Source organism: Streptomyces sp. BB1-1-1, assembly GCF_031597775.1.
Taxonomy (GTDB): Bacteria; Actinomycetota; Actinomycetes; order Streptomycetales; family Streptomycetaceae; genus Streptomyces; species Streptomyces thinghirensis.
Window position 1 is genome coordinate 2479114 of record NZ_CP134203.1, and the last position, 25178, is coordinate 2504291.

The window sequence follows — 25178 nt, forward strand, 5'->3', positions numbered from 1 at the left end:
GTCAGGACAACGACCGGGCCGTCAGCCGGAACCGACGAAGATCACCAACAGCAGCCACACCACCGGCGCCGTCGGCAGCAGCGAGTCCAGGCGGTCCATGATGCCGCCGTGGCCCGGGAGCAGCGTACCCATGTCCTTGATGCCGAGGTCCCGCTTGATCATGGACTCGCCGAGGTCGCCCAACGTGGCGCTGACGGCGACCGCGAGGCCGAGCAGCAGGCCCTGCCACCAGGTGCCGTCGTCGATCATGAACTGCATGCACAGCGCGCCGGCCACCATCGCGAACGCCACCGCTCCGAGCAGGCCCTCACGGGTCTTGCCGGGACTGATGCGCGGGGCGAGCTTGGTCTTGCCGAAGCGCCAGCCGACGGCGTAGGCGCCGGTGTCGCTGACGACCGTCAGCAGGAGGAAGGTCAGGACGCGCCGCGAGCCGTCGTCCGCCATGAGCATCATCGCGACGAACGTGGCCAGGAACGGCACGTAGAACGCGGCGAAGAGCCCCGCCGTGACGTCCTTGAGGTAGCCCTCCGGCGGCTCGGTCATCCGCCATACGAGGACCGCCAGCGCCGTGAGCGCCATGGCGACCCACGCGCCCTCGGCACCCCGCACATACCCGGCGACCACCATCGCCGCGCCGCCGATCGCGAGCGGCACGAGGGGCGCCTTGATGCCCTTGCGCTCCTCCAGCCGCTTGGTCAGCTCCCACAGGCCCACCACGACGGCGACCGCGACCACACCGACGAAGACGGCCTTGACGACGAACAGCGACGCGACGATCACCGCGCCGAGCCCGACGCCGACCCCTATCGCCGCACCCAGGTCGCGCCCCGCGGTCTTCTTCTGCGGCTGCGGCTGCGCCGGCTGGGGGGCGTCGGGCATGGGCTCCGGATTCTGCGGCACCGCCGCATACGGCTGCGCCGACGGATTCTCTCCGCGATACGTCTCGTCGCGGAACGGCTCGTCTCGGAACAGGGGGCCGCTCAGCCGAGCGGCCCCCTGGCCGTCATCCTGGTCTCCGCCGTGTTCGGGTACGTCGGGCACGATGGGCATGGGGCGAGTCTGCTGCGCGTAATGCGCATCGTACGCGGGACCCGCCGGGGCAGCCCCCTGGACAGGCCCCTGGTCGGACGCCCCCCAGTACCCGGCTTGTGGCGGCGCTCCCCAGGAAGAGTCGTTCATCAGACCTCGAGCAGCTCCGCTTCCTTGTGCTTCAGGAGCTCGTCCACCTGGGCGACGTACTTGGCGGTGGTGTCGTCGAGCTCCTTCTCCGCGCGGCGGCCCTCGTCCTCGCCGACGTCGCCGTCCTTGACCATCTTGTCGATGGCGTCCTTGGCCTTGCGGCGCACGGAGCGGATGGAGACCTTGGCGTCCTCGGCCTTGCTCTTGGCGACCTTGATGTAGTCGCGGCGGCGCTCCTCGGTGAGCTCGGGGAACACCACCCGGATGATGTTGCCGTCGTTGCTGGGGTTGACGCCCAGGTCGGAGTCGCGGATCGCCTGTTCGATGTTGCGCAGGGCGCTCTTGTCGAAGGGGGTCACCACGGCCATGCGCGGCTCGGGCACGGAGAACGAGGCCAGCTGGTTGATCGGCGTCAGCGCGCCGTAGTAGTCGGCCACGATCTTGTTGAACATCGCCGGGTGCGCACGGCCGGTGCGGATCGCGGCGAAGTCCTCCTTGGCGACCACGACGGCCTTCTCCATCTTCTCCTCGGCCTCGAGGAGGGTCTCTTCGATCACCACTTGCTCCTGCGTGTCTTGAGTAGGCCCGGCTGCGGTTCCCTGTCGGGCCGGCGGCCGGCTGCGTCGCGTTCTTCCTGCACGGTTCCCGACCGGCGGGACATTGTCCATCCCCCGGCCCGGCCCCGTCCCGTCCGTCCCCCGGACAGGTGGCGTCCGCGGACAGGGGGTGCTTCTCCGGTCAGTCCCGGGTGCCTTGGTCACCCACAAGCGTGCCGATCTTCTCACCCTTGACGGCGCGGGCGATATTGCCCTCCTTCAGAAGCTCGAAGACCACGATCGGGAGGCTGTTGTCGCGGCAGAGCGTGACGGCTGTCGCGTCGGCGACCTTCAGGTCACGGGTGATGACCTCGCCGTACCCGAGCGCGTCGAACTTCACGGCGTCCGGGTTTGTCTTCGGGTCGGAGTCGTAGACCCCGTCCACGCCGTTCTTGCCCATGAGCAGCGCCTCGGCGTCGATCTCGAGGGCGCGCTGGGCGGCGGTGGTGTCGGTGGAGAAGTAGGGCATGCCCATACCGGCGCCGAAGATGACCACGCGGCCCTTCTCCAGGTGGCGCACGGCGCGCAGCGGGATGTACGGCTCGGCGACCTGGCCCATGGTGATGGCGGTCTGCACGCGGCAGTCGACGCCCTCCTTCTCCAGGAAGTCCTGGAGGGCCAGGCAGTTCATCACGGTGCCGAGCATGCCCATGTAGTCGGAGCGGGCGCGGTCCATGCCGCGCACCTGCAGCTCGGCGCCACGGAAGAAGTTGCCGCCGCCGATGACGATCGCGATCTGCGCGCCGTCCCGGACGACGGCCGCGATCTCACGGGCGATGGCGTGCACCACGTCGGGGTCGACGCCCAGGCCCCCACCGCCGGAGAAGGCCTCTCCGGACAGCTTCAGCATGAAGCGGCCGCAAACTTTGCCGTCGTCGCTCTTGTCGGCCTTGGTGGTCATGGAGATCTCGCCTCTTTTACGTGGGTCACACACACGAAGAAGGCCACTGCCGGTGGGGGCGTGTTTCGCATCCCATACGCGGCAATGGCCTCCTCGTCAGATCTGCTGTCGTCCGCCGCCACGCGCGCGTACGCAACGGCGTACGCGAACGGCGCCGACGACTGCTGTCGACCCTACCGGGGTCGCGCGTCCGTCGCGGTACGGACTCAGATGCCGACCTTGATGCGCGAGAAGCGCTTCAGGGTGACACCGGCCTCGTCCAGCACCTTCTGGACGGACTTCTTGTTGTCGAGCGCGTAGGGCTGGCCCAGCAGCGTGGCGTCCTTGAAGAAGCCGTTGAGGCGACCCTCGACGATCTTCGGCAGGGCGGCCTCGGGCTTGCCCTCGGCGCGGGTGGTCTCCTCGGCGACGCGGCGCTCGGACTCGACGACCTCGGCCGGGACGTCCTCCTTGGAGAGGTACTTCGGCGCGAAGGCGGCGATGTGCTGGGCGACGCCCTTGGCGATCTCGGCGTTCGGCTTGTCCAGCTCGACGAGGACACCGATCTGCGGGGGCAGGTCGGGCATCGTGCGGTGCATGTACGCGGTCACGAAGCCGCCGGAGAACTGCGCGAAGCGGTCCAGGACGATCTTCTCGCCGAGGTTGGCGTTGGCCTCGTCCACGAACGCCTGCACGGTCTTGCCGGACTCGATCTCGGAGGCGAGGAGCGCCTCGAGGTCGGCCGGGGCGGCCTTGGCGACGTGCTCGGCGATGGCCTTGGCGACGTTCTGGAACTTGTCGCCCTTGGCGACGAAGTCCGTCTCGCACTTCAGCTCGACGAGGACACCCGAGGTGTTGTCGTCGGCGATGATCGAGACGACGGCGCCGTTCTCGGCAGAGCGGCCCTCGCGCTTGGCGACGCCCTTCTGACCCTTGATGCGGAGCGCCTCGACGGCCTTCTCGACGCTGCCGTCGGCCTCGTCCAGCGCCTTCTTGCAGTCCATCATGCCGGCGCCGGTGAGCTCACGAAGCTTCTTGACGTCGGCGGCGGTGTAGTTCGCCATGAGTCTGTGAATCTTTCTGGAAGTCTGGAAGATCGAAGATCTTGCGGGTGCACGGACCTACATGGAGCTGCAGGTCCGTGTCCCTCCACCGACCTACGGGTGAACGGCGGGAGCGGATCTCATGTCACCGCTCCCGCCGTCGACGCCGACGGGACGGTCAGGCCTGCTCGCCCTCGGCGGCCGGAGCCTCGGCGGCGGGCGCCTCCTCGGCCGGGGCCTCGGTGGCCGCAGCCTCGGCAGCGGGGGCCTCGGCGGCGGGGGCGGCCTCGGCAGCCGGAGCCTCGGCGGGCGTCTCGGCGGTCTCGGCGTCGGCCTTCTTCTCGGCCTTCTCGCCCTCGAGCAGGTCGCGCTCCCACGCGGCGAGCGGCTCGCCGGCGGCCTTGTCACCCTTGTCGCCGGCAGCGGCGCCGGAGCGGGCGATGAGGCCCTCGGCGACGGCGTCGGCGATCACGCGGGTGAGCAGGGTGACGGAGCGGATCGCGTCGTCGTTGCCCGGGATCTTGTAGTCGACCTCGTCGGGGTCGCAGTTGGTGTCGAGGATGGCGACGACCGGGATGTTGAGCTTCCGGGCCTCGCCGACCGCGATGTGCTCCTTCTTGGTGTCCACGATCCAGACGGCGCTGGGCACCTTGGACATCTCGCGGATACCGCCGAGGGTCTTCTCCAGCTTGGCCTTCTCACGGGAGAGGACGAGCAGTTCCTTCTTGGTGAGGCCGGAGGCGGCCACGTCCTCGAAGTCGATCTGCTCGAGCTCCTTCAGGCGCTGCAGGCGCTTGTAGACGGTCGAGAAGTTGGTGAGCATGCCGCCCAGCCAGCGCTGGTTGACGTAGGGCATGCCGACGCGGGTGGCCTGCTCGGCGATGGCCTCCTGCGCCTGCTTCTTCGTGCCGACGAACATGACCGTGCCGCCGTGGGCGACGGTCTCCTTGACGAACTCGTAGGCGCGGTCGATGTACGACAGCGACTGGAGCAGGTCGATGATGTAGATGCCGTTGCGCTCCGTGAAGATGAATCGCTTCATCTTCGGGTTCCAACGACGGGTCTGGTGACCGAAGTGGACGCCGCTTTCCAGCAGCTCCCGCATCGTGACGACGGCCATGGCCGTATCTCCTCGAGTTTCTCGGTTGTGCCGCGGAAGCCGGACGGCTCCCGCGCCTGACGCCCGCGATGCGCCGTGCCACTGGGGACCGAGGGGCGCTGACACGAGCCTTGGGCGGCGTCGTGTCGGGGCGTGCGAAGTCGACCCGGTGACCCGGATCGCCATCAGAAGTGTACGGGACCCGCGGGGTACCGGGTGACGCGGCTGTCCACAAGTGGGGAGCGGTCCACAGGGTCGGACGGTGATCGGCCCTGGTGCGGGACGGTTCCGGCATGCGAGCGAGGCGATGTGTGGGTGCGTGTACGTGGGTGGTGCTGCTGCTGACGGTCCTGGCCAGGGGTGCGCCGGCGCCGACGACGGTGGCGGTGCCGACGACGGCCGCGACCACGACGACGGCGACGGTGGCGGTGGCGGCCACGGACGCCGGGCGGGTCCCGGATCCGGTGGTGCCGGCCATGGCCCGCCTCTGGCCGGTCGGCACCCGGCCCGCGGTTCTACGGGGCTGGGAGCCTCCGGCGACGCCGTACGGCCCCGGCCACCGCGGCGTGGACCTCGCCGCGGTGGCCGGGACGCCGGTGCGGGCGGTGGCGGCGGGACGGGTGTCGTTCGCCGGGCAGGTGGCGGGCAGGGGCGTCGTCTCGCTGGAACTCACGGGGACGGGTGATCCACCTCTGCGGACGACGTACGAGCCGGTCGAGGTCTCGGTGAAGAAGGGGGACGAGGTCGCGGCGGGCGAGGTACTCGGCACGGTGTGGCCGACGGGCTCCCACTGCGCGGCCTGCCTGCACTGGGGCCTGCTGCGGGGCGACGTCTACCTCGACCCGCTGTCCCTGCTCCCACCGTGGCTGCTCGACGGGGGCCCGTCGAGGCTGCTGCCGGTCCTGGGAATCCCGCTTCCGGAGGCCGCGGAAGGTCGCGCCGCAAGCGCGGCAGATGTGGCTGCGGTGGTTGGGGTGACAGGGCTGACTGGGTGACAGGGATGGCTGGGTGACAGGGATGGCTGGATGACAGGGGTGGGCACGAGGGCGCCCCGTGACGCCGGGCCCGCGCGCCCGTCCGTGACCGAGGGGCCATGCCCCCAGGGACGCCGAGGTTCTCGACCGCCTCCGGCGATCAGCCCCGCACGCCCCGCAGCGCCATGGAGACCGCCGCCTCCGTGATCGCCGCCGGCTCCTCCGCCGCTCCCAGCTCGATACGCCGCACGGCCGCGTCCACGACCCCCTGCAGCAGCGTCGCCGCCAGCCGTGGCTGCTCGTGCCCCATCTCGCCGAGCGCCTCGACGATCATCGCGATCAGCCCGCCGTGCGCCGCCCGGATCTTCTCCCGCGCGCCGGCGTCGAGCTCGCTCGCGGAGATGGCCACGACGGCGCGGTGCCGTCGGTCCCCGACGAGGTCGAGCTGTGTGCGCACATACGCCTCGACCTTGGCCTCGGGGGCCGTCTCGCGTTCCATCGCCGCCTCGACCTCCGCGGCCCAGACCGGGAAGTCGACGGCGCACAGCTCCTCGACGACCGCCGCCCGCGACCGGAAGTACTCGTAGACGGACGACCGGGCCAGGCCCGTCCGTTCGGCGAGGGCGGGGAAGGTCAGCGCCTCCGTTCCGCCGTCGGACAGCAGGGAGCGTGCCGCGTCCAGCAGGGCGGCACGCTGCATCGACCGGTGCTCGGCCACGGAGGCCGCTCGAATCCTTGGCACGTCACCACTTTACGGACGCGCCACCCGGTACGGGAGTCACTCACCCGACCGCACGACAGCCGACGGGGTCACCGAAGGAGTCGATCGCATGCCATAAGGCCAGGTCAGCGACCAAAGCCTGCCAGCTTGGCGCGCAGTTGCAACACCGACTTGGTGTGGATCTGACTGACCCGGCTCTCCGTCACACCCAGCACGTTCCCGATCTCGGCGAGCGTGAGCCCTTCGTAGTAGTACAGGGTGACGACGGTCTTCTCCCGCTCCGGGAGCGTGTTGATCGCCCGCGCCAGGAACCGTCGCAGTTCCCGGTCCTCGGCGACCTCCACCGGGTTGTCGGCGGCGGTGTCCTCCAGCGTGTCCATGAGGCTCAGCCGGTCCCCGCCCTCGCCCCCGGCGTGCAGCAGTTCCTCCAGCGCCACCACGTTGGCCAGCGACAACTGGCTGAAGACCGCGTGGAGGTCCTCCACCGCGATCCCCATCTCGACGGCCACCTCGCTCTCCGACGGGGTGCGGCGCAGCCGTGCCTCCAGCGTCGCGTACGCGCGCTCCACGTTCCGCGCCTTCTGTCGGACCGACCGCGGGATCCAGTCCAGCGCCCGCAGCTCGTCGATCATCGCGCCCCGGATCCGGGTGATCGCGTAGGTCTCGAACTTGATCTCCCGATCGACGTCGAACTTCTCGATCGCGTCGATCAGTCCGAACACCCCCGAGGAGACGAAGTCGGCCTGTTCGACGTTGGGCGGCAGTCCCACGCTCACCCGGCCCGCCACGTATTTCACGAGGGGCGAGTAGTGCAGGATCAGCTGTTCCCGCAGCCGCTCGTCCCCCGTCGCCTTGTACGACCGCCACAGCTCGTCGAGCGTCGAGGGGGCGGGCGGTCGCACGCTGCCACCGTCGCGGGCGGCTGGGGGGATCGCCGCCCGGTCGGACCCGGAGGTGTGCTGGGGCATTCGTCGCCTTGTGCCGTTCTGCCGTGATGTTGGTGTGCCTGGGTGAGGCCGCCGGTCTGCTGTCTGCGTGGGGGTCCTCGTGAGCGTAGCGTGACTGGACAGTCGCGGTGTGCGAAGAGCGGGGCGGGCCCGTACGCAGATACGTTCCGCTGAACGCTCTCCAGGGGGGACGATGATCGCTCTGCGTGATCACTCGAATACCCCAACTGCCAGAATTCCCAAGGGCGTCGGGGTTCCCCCGGACGGCCGAACACGCTGGGTCAACACGGGCTCCGACCACCGCGGACCGAGATCATCGCCTGGCGTGTCAACTTCCAGCCGTCGCCGTGTCGTTCGACGTAACCAAGCGCTCGAAGCTCGTACAGTCTCGCGATCGCGTCGTCCTGCGTGGTCTGTGCGCGTCGCGCCACCTCGTCCGCTCCCGCCGCTCCACGTGCGGGGAGCCCGGCCAGCACCTGGCGGGTGCGGGGTTCCAGCAGGTCGGTGGGGAGCACTGGCCCGCGCCGGTCCGGGGGCAGCTCTCCCATGTCGCCGACCAGTTCCACGACCTCGGCGGCGTCGCTCACGAGCACCGCGTCGCCGCGCAGCAACTCGTGCACCCCCGCCGACAGCGCACTGGTGGCCGGTCCCGGAACGCCCATCGTGTGCCGGCCGAGGCGCTGGGCCGCCCGGGCGGTGACCAGCGAGCCGCTGCGGTAGGCGGCCTCGACGACCACCGTGCCCCGGGTGAGCGCGGCGATCACGCGGTTGCGCAGGATGAACCTGCTGGGCGTCGGATGATCGCCCGGTGGCAGCTCCCCGACGACCAGTCCCTGTTCCGCGATCCTGGTGATCAGCCCCGTGTGCCCCGGCGGATAGGGGCGGTCGACGCCGCAGGCGAGGACGGCGGCGGTGGCGCCGCCCGCGCCGAGGGCGCCCCGGTGGGCGGCGCCGTCGACCCCGTAGGCGCCGCCGGACACCACGACCCAGCCGCGTTCGGCGAGCCCGGCGGCGAGGGTGGCCGCCATGTGGGCGCCGTACTCGGTGCAGGCACGGGCTCCGACGACGGCCACCGACCTCAGCGCCCACATGCGCAGACTTGGCCTGCCGCGCACCCACAATCCGAGGGGCCTGGCGTCCCCGAGGTCGTCGAGCTGCCGCGGCCACTCGGCCGCCCCGGGTGCCACGAACCGCACCCCCGCCGCACTGGCGACGGCGAGGTCCCGGCGCGGCTCGGCCCGGCCCGCCCTGGCACACAGGCCGGCCCACCGCTTCTCGCTCACCCCCGGCAGGGCACGCCCGCCCGCACGCAGCCGCCGCACCACGTCCGCGACGCCGCGCTCCCGCACCCACCGTCCACCGGTCTCGTCGCCGGGCTCGATGACCCGGGTGAGAAAGACCCGGCCGAGCAGCTCGTCGCCACCCGCCGCATCGGCGTCTTCCCCGATCACGACATCGTCCGCAGCCGGCTCACCGCCCTTGGCGACGGAGCCGTCCCCGCCACGACCGGCGACGGCGCCGCCCCCTCCATGACCGGTGACGGCGCAGTCCCCGGTCACGTCAGCGCTCCAAGGGCCATCGGGACGCCCCTCGGCACACCCGTGCGCAGTTGCAGCGCCAGGGCGACGTCCCTCGCGTCGGGTCGGTCGTGGCCGACGAGATCCGCGACGGTCCAGGCGACGCGCAGGACCCGGTCGAGGCCGCGGGCGGTGAGCACGCCCCGTTCCAGGCTGCGTTCCGCGTCGTCCAGCGCCCCGGGCGCCGCGTACCAGCGGCTGCGCAGCTCCCGTCCGGGCACCTCGCTGTTGGACCGCCACGGAGTGCCCGCGAGACGCTCGGCCGCCCGGTCCCGGGCGGCCCGCACCCGGTCGGCGACCGTCGCGGTCGTATCGCCTCGGGGGCCGACCCCCGCCAGTTGGCTGCGCGTGATCCGCTCCACCTCGACCCGGAGGTCGACCCGGTCGAGCAGTGGACCGGACAGCCTGGCCTGGTATCGGCGGATCGCCGAGGGCGAGCACTCGCACAGGTCCTCCTTCTGCGAGAACCGTCCGCACGGGCAGGGATTGGCCGCGAGCACCATCAGGAACCGTGCCGGGAACCGCACCACGCCCGCGCTGCGCGCGATGACGACGTGCCCGGCCTCCAGCGGCTGGCGCAGGGCGTCGAGCGCGTGGCTGCTGAACTCCGGTGTCTCGTCCAGGAACAGGACGCCGCGATGTGCCAGCGAGACGGCTCCGGGCCGTCCGATGCCGGGGCCGCCCCCAACGAGGGCCTGCATCGTGGCGGAGTGGTGCGGCGCGCAGTAGGGGGCCACGTCGATCAGGGGTTTGCCGGGCGGCAGCAGGCCCGCCACCGAGTGCACCGCGGTGACCTCCAGCGATTCCTCCCGGCAGAGCCGGGGCAGGACGGCGGGCAGGCGCTCGGCGAGCATCGTCTTCCCGGCGCCGGGCGGCCCCTCCAGGAACAGGTGATGACCGCCGGCGGCGGCGACCTCCACCGCCGTGCGCGCCGCCTCCTGGCCCACGACGTCCGAGAGGTCGTGGCCGTGGTCGTACTGCGCCGTCCCCATGCCGTGCATTCCGGTGGCGGCTCCCGTGCCGGGCATGCGCAGGCCTGCGAGGAGCGGGTCGGGCCGACCCTGCTGGTCCGGTTCCTCCTCCGGCACGGGCTCGTCGGCGAGGACGGCGATCAGCTGGCGCAGGCTGCGTACGCCGAGCACCGACACTCCGGGCACGAGGGACGCCTCGGCGGCGGCGCACTCCGGGACGACCACCTGTTCGTAGCCGGCCTCCGCCGCGGCCAGGACCGCCGGCAGGATGCCCCGCACGGGCCGCACCCGTCCGTCCAGGCCCAGCTCCCCGATCATCAGGATGTCGGCGAGCACGCGGGGATCGATGCGCTCGGCAGCGCCGAGGACCGCGGCTGCGACGGCGAGGTCGAATCCACTGCCGCTCTTCGGCACCGACGCGGGGCTGAGGCCCACCGTCAGTTTCTTCTGCGGCCACTCGGCACCCGAGTTGACCACAGCGGCCCGTACCCGGTCCCGGCTCTCGGTCAGGCTCTTGTCCGGCAGTCCGACCAGTGTGAACGCCGCGACACCCGGTTCGAGATCGGCCTGGACCTCGACCACCACGCCCTCGACGCCGACGAGCGCCACGGAGCACGTACGCGCGAACCCCATCACGCCACCCCCCGCGCGTGCTCGACCGCGGGGGCGCCGCGCCGCGGGAGGAGGACACCGACCAGGTCGATGCGGACTCCGCCGGGCGGGGCCCCTCCGTGGGTCTGGATCCAGCGCTCGGCGAGCCGCCGCAGCCGCTCCGCCTTCTCGGGGGTCACCGCGGCCATCGGGTGCTCGAAGGAGCCGCCCCTGCGCGTCTTGACCTCGCAGACCACCAGGACGTCACCGTCCAGGGCCACGATGTCGATCTCGCCGGTCCTGCCGCAGCGCCAGTTGCGCTCCAGGACCGTCATGCCGGCCCCGGTCAGCCTGCGGGCGGCGAGCGTCTCGCCGTACTTGCCCAGCGCACCTCGTGCGTTCATGTCGGCACCACCTCCGGTGCCAACGATGAGGCGGACTCAGCGAGCTTTTGGATCTTGGTGGACGGTCAGGCGGCTGTGGACAACCTTGTCACCCACACGAGTGACACCTACCGATCTCTCGCCGAGACTCAGCCGCTGGGAAGCTCCAGATCGCTCTTGTTGAGCTCCTCGATGTTCACGTCCTTGAACGTCAACACTCGCACCTGCTTCACGAACCGGGCCGGTCGGTACATGTCCCACACCCAGGCATCGGCCATGGACACCTCGAAGAACACCTCACCCTGGACCGAGTGCACCTGCATCTCGTAGTCGTTGGTGAGGTAGAAGCGTCGCTCGGTCTCGATCACGTATTTGAACAGACCGACGACGTCGCGGTACTCCCGGTAGAGCTTGAGCTCCATCTCGGTCTCGTACTTCTCGAGGTCCTCGGCGCTCATGGCATGTTCCCCTTCAGCCGTGCGGTCCCACCATTGTGCGCCCGTCCCGTGAGCCCCTAGACGATTTCGGTGTCCAGGGTCACCGGTCCGGCGGGGGGACCTTCGTCGAGCAGCTTGCGCAGCAGCTCGGCGAGTCTGGTCGGATACACCGTCTCATGTGCCCGGGTCAGTTCCCGACACGTCCACCAGCGCGCTCCGGCGACGCTGCGCCGCTCCAGTTCGGTCAGCCCCACGGCCTCGGTCGCGGTCTGGGTCGTCCGGGCCAGGTAGTACCACTCGTCCTGGTCCCAGCGGCGGCCGGCGAAGGGGAAGGAGCACCTGCGCCGCCACAGCACCGGGCCGAGCTTGATGTCGGTGATGCCGGTCTCCTCGACGAGCTCCCGCCGGGCGGCCTCCTCACGGGTCTCGTCGCCCTCCACGCCGCCGCCCGGGGTGAACCACCAGTCGTCGGCCGGATCGTCCGGTTCATGCCCGTGCAGCAGCAGGATGCGGTCCTCGGGGTCGAGCAGTACCACCCGGGCCACCCTGCGCAGTCCGCCCTCGTAGGAGTCCTGCCCGGCCCGGGTCGCCTCAGCGGACACCGGTGGGTCCCGTTCCGGTCCGGGCGCGGGAGGCCGCGGCGCGCTTGGCGAAGGGGCCGTAGGCGGCGCCGACGAGGATCAGCACGGCCCCGGCGATCACCAGCGCGACGACCGTACGCAGCGGGCCCGGCGAGGAGAGGCCGCCCAGTGCCTCGAAGCCGGTCGGCCGCTCCAGCATGCCGTTCATGGGCCAGACCACGGCGTCGACGCGGGCGTCCACGGCACCGCGCGACACGGTGCCGCCGGCGGCGTCGGTGAGGTGGGCGGTGGAGTCCACGGAGTTGTCCCGCTCGTCGCCGAGCAGGAACAGGCGGCCCTCGGGGACGGTCACGGTCGGGAAGTTGCTGATCTCGGCCGGCGTGCCATCGGGCAGGTACGGCTCGTCGACGACCTTGCCGTTGACCTTGAGCTTGCCTTCCTGGCAGCAGGCGACGGTGTCCCCGCCGACCGCGACCACGCGCTTGACCATCGGGGCGTTGGCCCAGGTCGTGTCCTTGAAGACGACGACATCGCCGCGGCGGACGTCGGTGCCGTCGATGCGCTGCGCGAGTACCCGGTCACCGGCGTCGATCGTCGGCGTCATCGAGCTGGTCGGCACGGTGTAGGGGCGGTAGACCACCGCTCCCCAGACGAAGCCGCCGAGGAACAGCACCAAGCCCAGCGCCACGGCGAGCCCGGACAGCCGCTGCCCGGTCCGGCTGCCCACCGGGCCCTTGTTCGTGCCGCCACCCCGCGGGACCGTACGTGTCCTGCTCTCGCCACCCATGGATCCGCACCTTACCCGGCGGTACCCGAACGGGGCAGCCCCTCCCGGGGCCCGGGAGGGGCTGGAGGAACTACCTGACGGACGTACGGCGCGGGGCCGGGCGGCTCAGCGGGTCTCGGCGGGGGCCATGCGCCTGCGGCGCCACCAGACGACCGGGACGACTCCGGCGAGGGCCAGGCCCTGGGGCGCGACCGACAGCGCGGCGGCGGCCGACGACTGGGCCTGCAGACCGTCCTGGTCGAAGGTGTCCGGGACCGGCAGGGTGTCCCAGCGGTTCATCGGCCAGGCGATCACGATGGCGCGGCCGACGACCTCCTTGACCGGGACCATGCCGCCATGACTGTCCGACTGGTTGTAGCGGGAGTCCCGGGAGTTCTGCCGGTGGTCACCCATGACCCAGATGGAACCCTCGGGAACCTTGACCTTGAACTGGCCGCCCTGGTCGTCGACGCTGCACGGCGTGTTGCCGGGGTAGACGTACGGCTCGTTCAGCGCCTTGCCGTTGACCTTGAGGGGACCGGTCTCGTTGCACTCGACCGTGTCGCCGCCGACCCCGATGACGCGCTTGATCAGGTCCTTCTCGTCCGCGGACGGCATCAGGCCGATCCAGCTGAGGACCGTCTGCAGCGCGTTCGGGTCGGGCGTCGGCTCGCCCGCGAGCCAGTCGTCCGGGTCGTGGAAGACGACGATCTCGCCGCGCTCGGGCTCCGAGCCGAACCAGGGGGTGAGCTTGTCGACGAGGACACGGTCATTGATCGTGAGCGTGTTCTGCATCGAGGCGGACGGGATCGAGAACGCCTGGACCAGGAACGTCTTGATCAGCAGCGCGAGCACCAGCGCGATGCCGATCAGGATCGGCAGTTCCTTCCAGAAGGAACGCTGCTTCTTGGCCGCGGGGGGTGTCGCCGGGGGCGTCCCGCCCACTCCCTCGTCCTGGGTCCCGCCGTGTTCGTCCGTCACCCTGCCGTCCTCGGTCCCGGAGTCGTGCCCGGAGGCCGGGGCGCCGTCCGCGACCGGGCCGGCTGCCTCCACGGGGTGTCCGCGGTTCTCCTCGCCGTCGTGTCCGGACCGTGCGCCAACCGCCACATCCCCCACGCCAACTCCTTACTCTCTGCCACCGCCTGCCCCGTAAACGGCGCAGGCCCACCACTCCCATAACGAGCGGGAGTTCCGCAGGGGTCGGGAGCTGAATCATCGCGTTCGGATCGTCGGGGGCAACCCTATGCGACAGCCGGGGGGCGGCGGTCGAACCGGAGGCCGAGTCGGACACGGACGCATACGTTTTCGGTTCGTCCAGGGTGGTCCAGTGGCCGAACGGCCAGGCGATCACCATGGCCCGCCCCACCACCTCGTCCTCGGAGACGGTGCCGAAGTCGGTCTCCTGGTGGGCGCGGGAGTCGGCGGAGTTGGACCGGTGGTCGCCCATCACCCACAGCCGCCCCTCGGGGACCGTGACGTCGAACGGCGCCTTGGACGGGGAGTCTCCGGGATAGAGGTAGGTCTCGTTGAGTGGAACGCCGTTGACCGTGACCCGTCCCCGGGTGTCACAGCACTTGACCCGGTCCCCGCCCACGCCGACGACCCGCTTGATGAGGTCCTTCTCGTCGTCGGACGGCAGCAGGCCGATGAAGGCGAGGCCTTCCTTGACCTGCTTGATGACGACGGGGTCGTCCTTCTTGGTGGTCTGCTCGCCCTGGAGCCAGCCGCCGGGGTCGCGGAAGACGACGACGTCCCCGCGCTGCGGCTCGGAGCCGAACCACGGGGTGAGCTTGTCCACCAGGACCCGGTCACCGATCTGGATCGTCTGCTCCATGGAGCCCGACGGGATCACGAACGCCTGGACGAGGAAGGTCTTCAGCACCAGCGCTATCAGGACGGCGACGCCGACGAGAAGAGGTATCTCCTTGACCGCGCCGCGCCTGCGGCGGCGTTTGACCTTGCGCTGCAGCTTGCGCCGCTCGGCACGGGACCGGCCGCCGGACGGCGGGGAAGTGCGCCGCGAGCCGGTGGGCAGCAGGTTCTCCGTGGGGCTGCTGGGCGCCCCGCGCGGTTTGCCCCGGCTACCCATCGGCACCCTCCGACCGACGTGGCCCACCGGCCGGTTCGTCCGCCTCCGCGTCCGGCACGCGCGCGTAGGCGTCCGGGCGGTCGAGGTGGGTGGCGTGGTCGAAGGGCCAGACGATCCAGTCGGCGCGGCCGATCACCTCGTCCACCGGGACCATTCCGCCGCCCGGCGAGCCCAGGTGGTCGCGGGAGTCGCTGGAGTCGGCCCGGTGGTCGCCGAGGACGAACAGGGTGCCGTCGGGGACGACGACGTCGAAGCGCACCGTGGACGGGCGGTCGCCGGGGTACAGGAACGCCGACTCGTCGACCGACTGGCCGTTCACCTGGACCTTCCCCTCCCTGTCGCAGCACACCACGTGGTCCCCGCCCACACCGACAACGCGTTTGATGTAGTCGCCGTGCCCGAAGAGCCCGGTGCCGTCGAAGACGACGATGTCGCCCCGCTGCGGCCGGTCCCCGAAACGGTACGCCAACTTATTTACGAGAACCCGGTCACCGATCCTCAATCCGCGCTCCATGGATCCGCTGGGGATCTGGAACGGCTGGAGCACGAAGGTGCTGAGGAGCAGCAGGAACAGCAGCAGAGTCAGGAGGGTCACGGTGATCCGGCCGCCCGGCACCCAGTCCGTGATCCGCCCCGCGAACGCGGAACGCGACCGTTCCTCCGGGCGCTCCGACTCCGAGGGCTGCTCGGAGTCGGAAGGGCGGGAGGAGCGGTCGCGCTCCGTGGGCTGTGCTTCGGTGTCCATCGGGGCCAGATGTTATCCGGCCCCGGTGTGGACCTCGGAGGGCGCTCAGTTGTCGCGCTTCTCCTTGATCTTCGCGGCCTTGCCGCGCAGCTCGCGCAGGTAGTACAGCTTGGCGCGACGGACGTCACCGCGGGTGACGAGCTCGATCTTCTCCACGATCGGGGTGTGCACCGGGAAGGTGCGCTCGACGCCGACGGAGAAGGAGACCTTGCGGACCGTGAAGGTCTCGCGCACGCCGGCACCCTGGCGGCGGATGACTACGCCCTTGAACTGCTGCACACGGGAGCGGTTGCCCTCGATGACGCGGACGTGGACGTTGACGGTGTCGCCGGGGCGGAAGGCCGGGACGTCGCTGCGCAGCGACGCGGAGTCGACGGAGTCGAGCAGGTGAGACATTTCGTCTGCTTTCCTCGCTGATGCCACAGGTCATCAACGGAAACTAGGTGTTTCGGAATCAGGGTCGTGCGGGTCGGGACGGGCGTCGTCTCCCCCTGTGGCAGGGGCGCGCTCCGGACGGACGCACAACAGCGCCCTATTCTTCCATGCCCGGCGTCCTGCGCCAAAATCGGCCGTACGGCCCCCCGTCCGGGTCGGGTTCCCAGCCCAGGATGGAGAGCATCTCGCGGTCCTTCTTGTCGAAGGCCTTGGGATCGCACCGCTCGATCAGGTCGGGCCGGTTGGCCGTCGTGCGCCGCAGGGCCTCGTCGCGGCGCCAGCGGGCGATCTTCCCGTGGTGGCCGCTGAGCAGCACGTCCGGGATGCCGCGGCCACGCCACTGCGGCGGCTTGGTGTGGACGGGGCCCTCCAGCAGGCTTGCCATGGCGCCGGGGGCGAAGGAGTCGTCGCGGTGGGACTCGGCGTTGCCGAGGACGCCGGGCAGCAGCCGCGCCACGGCCTCGGTGACGACGAGCACGGCCGCCTCGCCGCCGGCGAGGACGTAGTCGCCGATGGACACCTCGTACACGGGCATCCGGGTCGCGTACTCGTCGATGACGCGGCGGTCGATGCCCTCGTAGCGGGCGGGCGTGAAGATCAGCCAAGGCCGCTCGGAGAGGTGGACGGCGAGTTCCTGGGTGAAGGGCCGGCCGCTGGGCGTGGGCACGATCAGGGCGGGCTCGCCGGAGCCCGTCTCGTAGCCGTCGGCCAGGACGGAGTCCAGGGCGTCGCCCCACGGCTCGGTCTTCATCACCATGCCGGGCCCGCCGCCGTACGGGGTGTCGTCGACGGTGTTGTGCCGGTCGTAGGTCCACGAGCGCAGGTCGTGCACGTGGACGTCGAGCTGTCCTCGCGCGCGTGCCTTGCCGACCAGGGAGACGTTCAGCGGTTCCAGGTACTCGGGGAAGATCGTGACGACGTCGAGCCGCATTACGCCTCTTCCCCGGCGGCGGCGTCCCGCGCGGAAGCGCTGTGTCCATCAGCGACTTCGTCGCGGGCCGCGCGGTCGTCGATCAGGCCGGGCGGCGGGTCGATGACCGCCCGCTGCTCGTCCAGGTCGATCTCGGTGACGATCTCGGAGACGAACGGCACGTAGACCTCGCTGCCGTCGGGGCGCTCCACCACGAACAGGTCCTGCGTGGGCAGGTGGGAGATCTCGGTGATCCGGCCGACCTCGTCGCCGTCCTTGGTCACCACGTCGAGGTCGATCAGCTGGTGGTCGTAGTACTCGTCATCGCCCTCGGGCCGCTCGTCCGGGTCGACGTCGGCGATCAGGAGGGTGTTGCGCAGCGCCTCGGCTCCGGTGCGGTCGTGGACGCCGGCGAAGCGCAGCAGGAGGCGGCCGCTGTGGACCCGGCCGGTCTCGATGGTGAGGGGTCCGGTGGAGGCGGGGTCGGTGGCCAGTACGGCACCGGGGCCGAGCCGCAGCTCCGGCTCGTCGGTGCGGACCTCGACGGTGACCTCGCCCTTGATTCCGTGGGCTCGGCCGATACGCGCGACTACCAGCTGCACTGTGCTTGATCTCCTGTCGGAACTGCGACGAGCCGGTCACGGCTCGTACGACTACGGGCCGGGGACGGCCCAGTGGCCCTCCCCGGCCCGAGCCGGTGCTGCGTTTGGCGTCAGCGGACGTGGTCCACGTCGACGAGGTCGACGCGGACACCGCGGCCGCCGATGGCGCCCACGACCGTCCGCAGGGCGCGTGCGGTGCGGCCGTTGCGGCCGATCACCTTGCCGAGGTCGTCGGGGTGGACCCGGACCTCGAGCACACGCCCGCGACGCAGGTTGCGCGAGGCGACCTGCACATCGTCGGGATTGTCGACGATGCCCTTCACGAGGTGCTCGAGAGCCTCCTCGAGCATGCTCAGGCCTCGGTCGACGTGGACTCGGCGGCAGCCTCGTCCTTCTTGTCGGCCTTCTTCTTCTGGGTGATGGCCTCGCCCTTGCCCTCGTCGTCGCCACCGATCGCCTCGAAGGACGGACGGGCCGACTTCTCGGCCGGCTGCAGCAGCGGCGCCGGGGCGGGCTCGCCCTTGAACTTCTGCCAGTCGCCGGTCTTCTTCAGGATGGCGAGCACGGGCTCGGTCGGCTGGGCGCCGACACGCAGCCAGTACGCGACACGCTCGGCGTCGACCTCCATCACCGACGGGTTGTACGTCGGGTGGTACTTGCCAATCTCCTCGATGGCCCGGCCGTCACGGCGGGTACGGGAGTCGGCGACGACGATGCGGTAGTGAGGCGAACGGATCTTGCCCAGACGCTTCAGCTTGATCTTGACTGCCACTGGAGTGGGTTCTCCTGGTTTTGACGTGATTGGGCACGGCGAGAGAGCCGCGTGGGGTTGCGGTACCCGAGTGCCCGATGGACGCGTCAGCCGGAGGAGAGAGGGGTCCTGTGCGACTGTCGAGTACAGCTAGCCATTGTGCCACACGCGGGCGGGCCCTTCGGACCGAGGGCGGAGCGCCCGGTTCCGGCTGCCACGAGCAGCCGGAACGTCAGCTCGCCGCCGCGCCGACCACCTCCGGGATCCGGAACGGCTTGCCGCAGCCGCCGCACATGATCGGGGCCTGCGCCAGGACCGACGGGACGACCCGGACGTTGCGACCGCAGTCGCAGACGGCCTTCACGCGCACTCCTCCACCGGAGGAGCCGTGGCGGGCGGCGGGACCGCGGAAGCTGCGGGCCGTGTCGGTCGCCGTCGCGGCGGTGTGCGCCTTCAGCGCGCGCTGGAGGCGTTCGATCGTCGGGCGGTAGCGGCGCTTCGCCTCGGGGGTGAGCGTGACCAGCGAGAAGCCGCTGCTGGGATGCGGCTCCTCGGGATGGTCGAGGCCCAGCTCCTCCGCGATCGCGAGGAACCGCCGGTTGTGGTAGCGCCCCGCGCGGGAGGTGTCGCGTACTCCTCGCGCGGCGGCGATGCCGTGGACTGCCTCATGGAGCAGTCGTTCGAAGGAGAGTTCGTGCCCGCACGCGGACGACGACTCTCCGATCAGGGACTCGGGCGCGGCAAGATCGGGCAGCTCGGTGTGGTGCCGCTGAATGTCGGCCCACGCCTGCGCCAGCTCTGCGGCGAGAACAGGTGGTGTCGTGCTCACGTAATGACAACGAGCCGGGGTGCCGCTGTGTTCCTATTCCGGGGCATCCCAAATAATTTGCACGTACCCGTCAGTTGCCGCTGATGCGTCCCGACGAGGGCGGGTGCGCTGATCTGCGGATAAGCCTCACAGCTCATACCAAGCTGGTGCGTAGTCAGACGTACGCGCCGGCGCGTAGGCCCCGTCCACGCGCCGGGGTGCGTGGGGCTCGCGGGTGCGCAAGGGGCGTTTCGGCCGCTGTCGCGCCGGAAGGTCGCCACCCGATTGGCCCATCGATGCGCTCATCGACGGGTGCGACGTTACCGGGTGTGCCGTCGGCGTGCGGCACCGCCCCGCAATCCGCCCGTCCCCGTCCCCGCGGGGCGGTCGCGGGGCCCGCCGGCCTTGGCCGGAACCGCCTCGTCGGCGTCGCCGCCACCCGCTGTCATCGCCGAGGGTCACGATCAGGCCATCCGTCGCAGCGGTCGGGAAGGGGCTACCGGGAGTACCGCACGGCCAGGCGCACGTTGCCGGGAAGTGAAATCTCGCCACTGGGGCGCGGCTCGGGCAAACCGGCCGCCGCTACCACTGGACGCCACGGCGAGCCCGGAGTTTCCTGGCATACGGGGGAAGTGCGAGCGCACTGCACGGGGGCCATGGAACCGGGCACAGCGGCAACACTCGTCGATTGGGGCGCTTTCCTATGACACCTACGCTCGTGCGGCAGCACTCATCTCACGCGGGGACAATGCCTCGCGTGGACCTGCGTGCACGCGCGCGTGACTGGTCCGAGATACAGGAGCGGATGCTCGTACCGCTCTACGAGGCCGTCTTCGAGCGACTGGACGTGGGCGGCGGCACAAGGATGCTGGGGCTGGGCTGCGGCTCCGGGCTGGCCCTGCTGATGGCCGCCTCGCGCGGCGCCGCGGTGACCGGGGTCGACTCCCGCTCACCGGAACGACTGGCCCTGGCGCGACGGCGCCTGCTTCCCGAGACGCTCGACGCGCCCGGGTCGCGGGGCAGGCGCGCGCGTGCGGACGCGGCACGGGCGGACGCGCCACGGATCGTCGAGGGCACGCCCCGGGACGCGGAGGACCCGTCGGCGCCGGCGTTCACCCTGGTGGCCGCCGTCGAGCCCATCGGGTGCCTCGCGGGCGACTCGGAGGGGCTGGGCGAGCTGCTCGCCCAGGCGACGCCGCTCGCCGGGCGCGGGGCGGCCGTGGTGCTGGCCGGTTGGGGCCCGCCGGAGCGGTGCGCCACGACGTCGGTGCTGCGGGTGGCCACCAAACTCGCGGACCCGTTGCGCGGCGCGGGCAGCTGGCGCCCCGCCCTGCGCGACGACCTGGAGGAGGTCGCCCAGCGGGCCGGGCTCAGGCCGGACGGCTCCGGGCGGGTGGCGTGCCCCTTCGGTTACGCCGACGCGGGCAGCGCGGCGCGCGGGCTGCTGTCGACCGGGCTGTTCGACGCGGCGATCGCCGCGACCGACCAGGAACAGGTCGACAAGGAGCTGTCGGAGGCCCTGCATCCGTACCAGCGTCCGGACGGGACCGTGTGGATGCCGAACGTGTTCCGGTATCTGATCGCCCGGACTCCCTGACGACCGGTTCCGACCGGATGTGTGCGGAGCCTGAGTGACTTCTTCCGATGCAGGTGTGAACTCTGTGAAGAAGCCGGATCAGGACTTCTGCGGTTTCACCTGGTGGATCATGGGCCCCTAATCTGATCCACCGTTCGGGGGAACTGACACATCTGCATACAGGAGCCTGTAGTGCCGCACCACAAGACCGCGCTGCGCGTCGCCGCACCCGTCGCCGTCCTCGCCCTGGCCCTCACCGCGTGCGGGGGCGGAGACGACGCCGACGCCGACGCGAAGAGCCCGGCGAGCCCGGAGGCCCCGGCCTCTCCCTCCCAGGCGGCCTCGGGCGGCGAACTGGCGACGGGCGAGAGCGCGACGGGGAAGGTCGCGGAGGACTCCGGCGAGGTCACCTACGAGGTCGTGGCGCAGAAGGTCGAGGTCGGCACCGAGGCGGAGGCCGCGAAGGCGGTGGCGGACGCCGCGGACGCCAAGGGCAAGGTGCTGGCCGTCGCGCACGTCAAGTACACGCACAAGAGCGGGCCGGCCCTCACCGAGGGCTCCGACGTGCACGACGGCACCACGATCTTCGCCGACGGGCAGCGCGGCGGCGTCCTCATCGGCGCCTCCGACGACGCCCCGGGTTGCGAGGACCCCTACGACGTCGAGAGCTGGAAGCAGGGTGAGAGCCACGTCTTCTGCGAGACGTACGTGATCCCCGCGAACTCCACCAGCGTCGAGGTCCACTGGTCAGAGGAGGACGGCGAGCCCTACGTCTGGAAGTTCCCGCAGAAGTAGCAGAAGCAGAAGCAGAAGCAGCAGTAGCGGAAGCAGCAGTCGCCGGAGGGGCGGTGCACGCTCCTCACGCCTCCGGGCCGTCCTTCGCCGACCGCGTGATCCCGGCGATCCGGTACGCGTCCGCCTCCTCCAGAGTCTCGTTCACCAGCAGCGCCTCGGCCAGCGCGTCGAGCTGCCCGCGATGGTCGGTCAGCTTGCGGACGGCTTCCGCGTAGCACTCGTCGACGACCCGCCGCATCTCGCCGTCGATGGCGTCGAGGGTCCCCGGGGCGGCGGCGAGCCCGTAGGCCTGCTGCGCGTCGCCGGGGAGGGCGGACAGCCTGCCGACCTGTTCGCTCATGCCCCAGCGGCCGACCATGCCGCGCGCGATCCGGGTGACCTGTTCCAGGTCGCTCTCCGAGCCGGTGGTGATCACGTCGTACACCACCTGCTCGGCCGCCATGCCGCCGAGCGCGCCGATGATCCGACCGCGCAGGTACTCCTCCGTGTACGCGTACTTGTCCGCGTCCGGCGTCGACAGCGTCACCCCGAGCGCCCGCCCGCGCGGCACGATGGTGATCTTGCGGACGGGGTCGGCGCCCGGTTGCAGCATGCCCAGCAGGGCGTGCCCGCTCTCGTGGTAGGCGGTGCGCCGGCGCTCCTCCTCGGGCATCACCAGCGGGCGTTCGGCCCCCAGCTGGACCTTCTCCATGGCCTCGGACAGGTTCGCCTGCGTCACCCGGTCCTGCTTGCGCTTGACCGCGAGCAGCGCGGCCTCGTTGGCGAGGTTGGCGAGTTCGGCGCCGGTCATGCCCGGGGTCGTACGGGCGACCTGGGCGAGGTCGACGTCCGGGGCGAGCGGGATCTCGCGGGTGTGGATCTCCAGGATCGCCTTCCGGCCGCCCCGGTCCGGCGGCGAGACGTTGACCACCCGGTCGAAGCGGCCGGGACGGGTCAGGGCCGGGTCCAGGATGTCGGCGCGGTTGGTGGCGGCGATGACGATCACGCCCTCGGCGCCCGAGAAGCCGTCCATCTCCGTGAGGATCTGGTTCAGGGTCTGCTCGCGCTCGTCGTGGCCGCCCATGCCGGAGCCGCCGCCGCGGGCCCGGCCGATGGTGTCGATCTCGTCGATGAAGATGATCGACGGCGCCACCTTCCGGGCCTCGGCGAACAGCTCCCGCACCCGGGAGGCGCCGACGCCCACGATCATCTCGATGAACTCGGACGCGGACGCCGAGAAGAACGGCACGCCCGCCTCGCCGGCGACCGCGCGCGCGAGGAGCGTCTTCCCGGTGCCGGGCGGGCCGGACAGGAGGACGCCGCGGGGCATCTTGGCGCCCATGCGGCGATAGGCGTCGGGGTTCTTCAGGAAGTCGACGACGTCGCTGAGTTCGCCCTCCACCTCGTCGATCCCGGCCACGTCGGCGAACGTGGTGCGCGGCTCACCGGCCTCCAGCTCGACCGGCTTGGGCGGCGCCTTGCGGCCCAGCATGCCACCCGCGCCGCCGCCCAGGGCGCCCCTCATACGCCGCGCGATGAAGACCCACAGCACCACCAGGAGCAGCATCGGAGCCAGCGAGATCAGCACGTTGACCAGGAGGCTGCGCTGCTGGACGACCGGCTCGGCCGTGACGGTGACGTTCTGCTCGGTCAGGTCGTTCCAGAGCTGGTCGTCCGCGAAGGTCGGCCGCTCGGTCGTGAACTTGGTGTACGTCCCGTCGCCCTCGGGGTTGTCCCGGGCCTTCTTCAGCTGGCCCTGGATCGCGTCGCCCTTGGCGTAGATCTTGCTGACGTTGCCCGCCTCGACCTGCTTGCTGAACTCCGTGTAGGAGATGGTCGGCTCGTCGCCCTCGTTGAAGAAGGAGAGCACGAGGTTGGCGATGAGGAAGACGATCAGCGCGGCCAGGGCCAGGTTCCACCAGCCCCCGCGCATCCTCCTGCCGCCGGATGGCGGCTTGGGGGGCTCGTCGGGCGTGCCCTCGGTGCGCCAGGGAGGCTCGGGGGCCTTGCGCGGCGGGGACGGGTTGGTCATATCCGGACGTTACGACAGGAAAGCCGCGCGGGCACGTGCGTGTACGGCGCTGGGGCGCCCCTCCGGTGAGGGGCGCCCCAGCGCCGTACAGCCCTACGAGCCGAGAACCGTCAGCCCATGAACTTCTTGAACTCGTCCGGCAGCTCGAAGTCCTGGCCGCCCTGCTGGGGCAGTCCGAAGGCGCCGCCGTTCTGCGCGGCCGCGGCGCGGCGCGCGGCCTCCTCCTGCTCCTGCTGCTTGCGCTTCATCGGGTTGCCGGAGCGCTGCTTGCCCTTGGCCTTCTTCTGCTGCTTCTTCTGCCGGCCGGGGCCGCCGCCCATGCCCGGCATGCCGGGCATACCCGGCATGCCGCCGCCTTGCGCCATACGGGACATCATCTTGCGGGCCTCGAAGAAGCGCTCCACAAGTGACTTGACCGCACTGACGTCGACGCCGGAGCCCTTGGCGATACGGGCGCGGCGCGAGCCGTTGATGATCGTCGGCTCCGTGCGCTCGGCCGGGGTCATCGACTTGATGATGGCGGCCGTGCGGTCGACGTCGCGCTCGTCGAGGTTGTTGATCTGGTCCTTCATCTGGCCCATTCCGGGAAGCATGCCGAGCAGCTTCGAAATCGAGCCCATTTTCCTGACCTGCTCCATCTGGGCCAGGAAGTCGTCCAGGGTGAAGTCCTGGCCCTTCTTGGACGCCAGCTTGGAGGCCATTTTCTCGGCCTCTTCCTGGCTGAACGTCTTCTCCGCCTGCTCGATCAGGGTGAGCAGGTCACCCATGTCGAGGATGCGGGAGGCCATCCGGTCAGGGTGGAAGGCGTCGAAGTCGTCGAGCTTCTCGCCGTTCGACGCGAACATGATCGGCTTGCCGGTCACCGAGGCGATCGACAGGGCCGCACCACCACGGGCGTCGCCGTCCAGCTTGGACAGCACCACGCCGTCGAAGCCGACGCCGTCGCGGAAGGACTCGGCGGTGTTGACCGCGTCCTGACCGATCATCGCGTCGACGACGAAAAGGATCTCATCGGGGCGGACCGCGTCGCGGATGTCCGCGGCCTGCTGCATCAGCTCCTGGTCGATGCCCAGGCGGCCGGCGGTGTCGACGATGACCAGGTCGTGGACCTTGGACTTGGCGAACTCGATGGAGTCCTTGGCGACCTTGACCGGGTCACCGACGCCGTTGCCCGGCTCGGGCGCGTAGACCGCGACGCCGGCGCGCTCGGCGACGACGCTCAGCTGGTTGACGGCGTTGGGGCGCTGGAGGTCACAGGCGACCAGGAGGGGCGAGTGGCCCTGCTCCTTCAGCCACCGGCCCAGCTTGCCCGCGAGGGTGGTCTTACCGGCACCCTGGAGACCGGCCAGCATGATCACGGTCGGGGGCTGCTTGGCGAAGCGCAGGCGGCGGGTCTCCCCGCCGAGGATGCCGACCAACTCCTCGTTGACAATTTTGAGGACCTGCTGGGCCGGATTCAGCGCCTTGGAGACCTCGGCACCCAGGGAGCGCTCCTTGACCTTCTTGATGAAGGCGCGCACGACTGGCAGGGCGACGTCGGCTTCGAGGAGCGCGATGCGGATCTCGCGGGCCGTGGCGTCGATGTCCGCCTCGGTCAGCCTTCCTTTGCCCCGGAGGGATTTAAAGGTGGCTGACAGGCGGTCGGAGAGAGTATCGAACACGGCGGCGTAGGTCCTCGCGTCGGCGTTGGTGTGGGTCGCCCTCCAGGGTA

General features: G+C 70.7%; 26 protein-coding genes and 1 pseudogene. 3 read left to right on the forward strand and 24 right to left on the reverse strand.

Going from position 1 to position 25178, the window contains the following annotated elements:
• Window positions 1–21: 21 nt before the first annotated feature.
• From RI578_RS11340 to rpsB, 5 genes are all read right to left on the reverse strand, one after another.
• Window positions 22–1179: a phosphatidate cytidylyltransferase gene (locus RI578_RS11340; RefSeq protein ID WP_310870984.1), complete on the reverse strand. Its 1158-nt coding sequence runs from the start codon at window positions 1177–1179 to the stop codon at window positions 22–24.
• On the reverse strand, window positions 1179–1736 hold the full coding sequence (gene frr, locus RI578_RS11345; protein WP_210960347.1) for a ribosome recycling factor: 558 nt from the start codon (window positions 1734–1736) through the stop codon (window positions 1179–1181). Before frr ends, RI578_RS11340 begins: the two co-directional genes overlap by 1 nt.
• Before the next feature lie 181 nt (window positions 1737–1917).
• Window positions 1918–2676 carry a UMP kinase gene (gene pyrH / locus RI578_RS11350; RefSeq protein ID WP_310870985.1) on the reverse strand — a complete coding sequence of 253 codons (759 nt, stop codon included), beginning with the start codon at window positions 2674–2676 and terminating at the stop codon, window positions 1918–1920.
• Window positions 2677–2882: 206 nt separating this feature from the next.
• Window positions 2883–3719 carry a translation elongation factor Ts gene (tsf, locus tag RI578_RS11355; RefSeq protein WP_121749409.1) on the reverse strand — a complete coding sequence of 279 codons (837 nt, stop codon included), beginning with the start codon at window positions 3717–3719 and terminating at the stop codon, window positions 2883–2885.
• A 157-nt stretch (window positions 3720–3876) separates the two neighbouring features.
• Window positions 3877–4818 (reverse strand): 30S ribosomal protein S2, encoded by a 942-nt coding sequence (gene rpsB, locus RI578_RS11360; RefSeq protein ID WP_310870986.1) that lies wholly within the window; start codon window positions 4816–4818, stop codon window positions 3877–3879.
• Window positions 4819–5090: 272 nt separating this feature from the next.
• Here rpsB and RI578_RS11365 point away from each other — a divergent pair, with 272 nt between their 5' ends.
• Window positions 5091–5792 carry a M23 family metallopeptidase gene (locus tag RI578_RS11365; RefSeq protein ID WP_310870987.1) on the forward strand — a complete coding sequence of 234 codons (702 nt, stop codon included), beginning with the start codon at window positions 5091–5093 and terminating at the stop codon, window positions 5790–5792.
• Between the two features lie 139 nt (window positions 5793–5931).
• Here the strand turns inward: RI578_RS11365 and RI578_RS11370 are convergent, their stop codons facing one another.
• The 17 genes and pseudogenes from RI578_RS11370 to RI578_RS11450 all read right to left on the reverse strand — a co-directional run bounded on the left by RI578_RS11370 (window position 5932) and on the right by RI578_RS11450 (window position 19106).
• A complete protein-coding gene (locus RI578_RS11370; protein WP_310875739.1) occupies window positions 5932–6489 on the reverse strand; it encodes a helix-turn-helix domain-containing protein in 558 nt (185 codons plus the stop codon).
• A gap of 128 nt (window positions 6490–6617) precedes the next feature.
• Window positions 6618–7460: an RNA polymerase sigma factor WhiG gene (gene whiG, locus RI578_RS11375; RefSeq protein ID WP_055421734.1), complete on the reverse strand. Its 843-nt coding sequence runs from the start codon at window positions 7458–7460 to the stop codon at window positions 6618–6620.
• A gap of 260 nt (window positions 7461–7720) precedes the next feature.
• A complete protein-coding gene (gene dprA, locus RI578_RS11380) occupies window positions 7721–8890 on the reverse strand; it encodes a DNA-processing protein DprA (RefSeq protein ID WP_310875740.1) in 1170 nt (389 codons plus the stop codon).
• Window positions 8891–8994: 104 nt separating this feature from the next.
• Window positions 8995–10620, reverse strand: coding sequence for an ATP-binding protein (locus RI578_RS11385; RefSeq protein WP_310870988.1), 1626 nt, complete (start codon window positions 10618–10620; stop codon window positions 8995–8997).
• Complete coding sequence (locus RI578_RS11390; protein WP_310870989.1) at window positions 10620–10982, reverse strand: YraN family protein; 363 nt, start codon at window positions 10980–10982, stop codon at window positions 10620–10622. Before RI578_RS11390 ends, RI578_RS11385 begins: the two co-directional genes overlap by 1 nt.
• Before the next feature lie 128 nt (window positions 10983–11110).
• The gene (locus tag RI578_RS11395) at window positions 11111–11419 is read right to left on the reverse strand and encodes a DUF2469 domain-containing protein (RefSeq protein ID WP_003993268.1); all 309 of its coding nucleotides are present in this window, start codon (window positions 11417–11419) and stop codon (window positions 11111–11113) included.
• A gap of 56 nt (window positions 11420–11475) precedes the next feature.
• Complete coding sequence (locus RI578_RS11400) at window positions 11476–12000, reverse strand: NUDIX hydrolase (RefSeq protein ID WP_310870990.1); 525 nt, start codon at window positions 11998–12000, stop codon at window positions 11476–11478.
• Window positions 11990–12766, reverse strand: coding sequence for a signal peptidase I (gene lepB / locus RI578_RS11405; RefSeq protein WP_310870991.1), 777 nt, complete (start codon window positions 12764–12766; stop codon window positions 11990–11992). Before lepB (RI578_RS11405) ends, RI578_RS11400 begins: the two co-directional genes overlap by 11 nt.
• A gap of 105 nt (window positions 12767–12871) precedes the next feature.
• Window positions 12872–13861: a signal peptidase I gene (gene lepB, locus RI578_RS11410; protein WP_310870992.1), complete on the reverse strand. Its 990-nt coding sequence runs from the start codon at window positions 13859–13861 to the stop codon at window positions 12872–12874.
• A pseudogene (gene lepB / locus RI578_RS11415) lies at window positions 13752–14834 on the reverse strand (signal peptidase I); the annotation flags it as partial. The pseudogene lepB (RI578_RS11415) and the gene lepB (RI578_RS11410), both read right to left, overlap by 110 nt.
• Window positions 14827–15579 carry a signal peptidase I gene (gene lepB / locus RI578_RS11420; protein WP_310870993.1) on the reverse strand — a complete coding sequence of 251 codons (753 nt, stop codon included), beginning with the start codon at window positions 15577–15579 and terminating at the stop codon, window positions 14827–14829. The gene lepB (RI578_RS11420) and the pseudogene lepB (RI578_RS11415), both read right to left, overlap by 8 nt.
• Window positions 15580–15624: 45 nt before the next feature.
• A complete protein-coding gene (rplS, locus tag RI578_RS11425; protein ID WP_030041016.1) occupies window positions 15625–15975 on the reverse strand; it encodes a 50S ribosomal protein L19 in 351 nt (116 codons plus the stop codon).
• Window positions 15976–16111: 136 nt separating this feature from the next.
• The gene (gene trmD / locus RI578_RS11430; protein ID WP_310870994.1) at window positions 16112–16945 is read right to left on the reverse strand and encodes a tRNA (guanosine(37)-N1)-methyltransferase TrmD; all 834 of its coding nucleotides are present in this window, start codon (window positions 16943–16945) and stop codon (window positions 16112–16114) included.
• Window positions 16945–17526 (reverse strand): ribosome maturation factor RimM, encoded by a 582-nt coding sequence (gene rimM / locus RI578_RS11435; RefSeq protein WP_310870995.1) that lies wholly within the window; start codon window positions 17524–17526, stop codon window positions 16945–16947. Before rimM ends, trmD begins: the two co-directional genes overlap by 1 nt.
• A 110-nt stretch (window positions 17527–17636) precedes the next feature.
• The gene (locus RI578_RS11440) at window positions 17637–17876 is read right to left on the reverse strand and encodes an RNA-binding protein (RefSeq protein ID WP_003973401.1); all 240 of its coding nucleotides are present in this window, start codon (window positions 17874–17876) and stop codon (window positions 17637–17639) included.
• A gap of 2 nt (window positions 17877–17878) precedes the next feature.
• Complete coding sequence (rpsP, locus tag RI578_RS11445) at window positions 17879–18298, reverse strand: 30S ribosomal protein S16 (protein ID WP_121749394.1); 420 nt, start codon at window positions 18296–18298, stop codon at window positions 17879–17881.
• 211 nt (window positions 18299–18509) lie between these two features.
• Complete coding sequence (locus tag RI578_RS11450; protein WP_310870996.1) at window positions 18510–19106, reverse strand: hypothetical protein; 597 nt, start codon at window positions 19104–19106, stop codon at window positions 18510–18512.
• Between the two features lie 682 nt (window positions 19107–19788).
• Between RI578_RS11450 and RI578_RS11455 the strand changes: the two genes are divergently transcribed.
• Window positions 19789–20682, forward strand: a complete 894-nt coding sequence (locus RI578_RS11455; RefSeq protein ID WP_310870997.1) for an SAM-dependent methyltransferase — start codon at window positions 19789–19791, stop codon at window positions 20680–20682.
• A 171-nt stretch (window positions 20683–20853) separates the two neighbouring features.
• Entirely contained in the window at window positions 20854–21456 is a 603-nt protein-coding gene (locus RI578_RS11460) for a hypothetical protein (RefSeq protein ID WP_310870998.1), read from the forward strand.
• A 64-nt stretch (window positions 21457–21520) separates the two neighbouring features.
• On the opposite strand, the gene ftsH is transcribed toward RI578_RS11460, so the two are convergent.
• Together ftsH and ffh are read right to left on the reverse strand one after the other, a co-directional pair.
• A complete protein-coding gene (gene ftsH / locus RI578_RS11465; RefSeq protein ID WP_310870999.1) occupies window positions 21521–23467 on the reverse strand; it encodes an ATP-dependent zinc metalloprotease FtsH in 1947 nt (648 codons plus the stop codon).
• Window positions 23468–23577: 110 nt separating this feature from the next.
• On the reverse strand, window positions 23578–25128 hold the full coding sequence (gene ffh, locus RI578_RS11470; protein WP_310871000.1) for a signal recognition particle protein: 1551 nt from the start codon (window positions 25126–25128) through the stop codon (window positions 23578–23580).
• Window positions 25129–25178: the final 50 nt, after the last annotated feature.